Source organism: Actinosynnema sp. NPDC023658 (assembly GCF_040639995.1).
Taxonomy (GTDB): Bacteria; Actinomycetota; Actinomycetes; order Mycobacteriales; family Pseudonocardiaceae; genus Actinosynnema.
In genome coordinates this window covers 1-1,676 of record NZ_JBFAAX010000592.1, presented here as the reverse complement: position 1 = coordinate 1,676, position 1,676 = coordinate 1, and the positions used below count along the sequence as shown (strand labels likewise).

Here is a 1,676-nt window from a genome sequence, read left to right as displayed (position 1 = left end):
GTCGAACTCGTTGAACGTCCAGATGGTCCGCAGCACCACCAGCACCGCGATCACCGGCATCAGCTGCGGCAGCACGACGTGCCGGAACCGCTGCGTCGGCGTCGCGCCGTCCACGGTCGCGGCCTCCTCCAGGTCGCCGGGCAGCGCCGACAGCCGGGCGAGCAGGAACAGGAAGGCGAACGGGAAGTACCGCCAGCCCTCGAACGCGATGACGGTCAGCAACGCGGTCGGCACGGGGACCTCGAGGCCGAACAGCGTGATCCCGCCGCGCGCCTGGGACAGGAACGCGATCGGGTCGTCCCAGCCGAACAGCCGCTTCCCCCAGCTGTTGACGATGCCGAACTCCGGGTTGAGCAGCACCCGCCAGACGAACGTGACCGCGACGACCGGCGCCACGTAGGGGATGAGCATCGCGGCGCGCACGAACGACCGGCCGGGGAACGGCCGCCGCACGGCGAGCGCCGCGACCAACCCCAGCGCGATGGCGACGAACGTCGAACCGGCGGTGTAGACGACCGTCGTGCGCAGGCTCCGCCACAGCAGGTCCGACCCGAACACGCGGGTGAAGTTGTCCAGCGTCAGCTCGGCGAACACGCCCGTGCGGCCGACGTCGATCAGCCGGACCCGTTGGAACGCGATGAGCACCGACCACGCCAGCGGCACGAGCACCACCACGAGCACGATCACCAGGGTCGGGGTGAGCAGCAGCAACCCCGTGCGCGCGTCGTGCTGCCGCAACGTCCGCCGTCGTGCCGCCACGGCCGCGGTCCCCTACTCGCCGAGCTCTTGGGCGATGGTGGCGGCCTGGGCGCTGGCCGAACGCGCCGCGGCGGCCGCGTCACCGGAGCCGTTGAGCACCTCGGCCAGCGCCTTGGGCACGACGAGCTGCCCGGCCACCGCGCCCGCGAGCTCGGCCTTGCCCCGGGTGAAGCCCCAGCGGCGGAAGCTGCGCGGGCTGTCCTGGACGACCCGCAACGTCTCCGCGTCGTAGAAGTCCGCCAGCGGCGCCTTGGTGTCCACGCCCGCGGCGAGCCCGCGCCACGCCTCGGCGTACTCCTGCGGGTCGTCCTTGGTGCCGGCGCGCACCGGGACCTTGCCCTCCGGCGCGATGGCGAGCCAGTCGCGGTAGCCGTCGCCCATCAGGAACCGGACCAGCTCCTTGGCGTCGTCCGTGGCCGCGTCCTTGAGCACCGCGAACGACGCCGTCTCGCCGAAGGTGCTCGGCTCGCCGCCGTCCGGTCCGGTGAGCGCGGCGACGATACCCGTGTTGTGGGCCAGGAAGGCGTGGTCGGCCTGGCACTGCGGGCACGTCGGCAGCGCGTCCTGGCGCAGGCCGGCCAGCTCGTCGAGCAGGTAGGACGACCAGATCACCATGGCCGCCCGGCCCGCGAAGTAGGTCGCCCGCGTGGTGTCGACGTCCTGGTTGCCCGCCACCGAGTGCCCGGTGACGAGGTCGGCGTAGAACCGGAACGCGGCGACGCAGGCGGGGCTGTCCAAGGCCACCCGACCGTCGTCTCCCACCAGCTCGCAGCCGTTGGCGAGCGCGAGGTGCTCGAAGGTCTGGTGGGTGAACACGTCGGCGGGCGTGGTGCTCGCGACGATGCCCGTGACGTCGCCCTGCTCGAGCCGTTCGGCGGCCTGCCGGATCGCGTCGTTGGTGGTCGGCGGCTGCAACC

Annotated in this window: 2 protein-coding genes; both read right to left on the bottom strand. The window is 72.6% G+C overall.

The features are described 5' to 3' along the window. A partial coding sequence (locus AB0G02_RS31710; protein ID WP_360801425.1) for a sugar ABC transporter permease occupies nucleotides 1–759 on the bottom strand: 759 nt, incomplete at its 3' end. A gap of 12 nt (nucleotides 760–771) precedes the next feature. After that, nucleotides 772–1,676: hypothetical protein (locus tag AB0G02_RS31705; RefSeq protein ID WP_360801422.1), on the bottom strand; the 905-nt coding region annotated here is incomplete at its 5' end.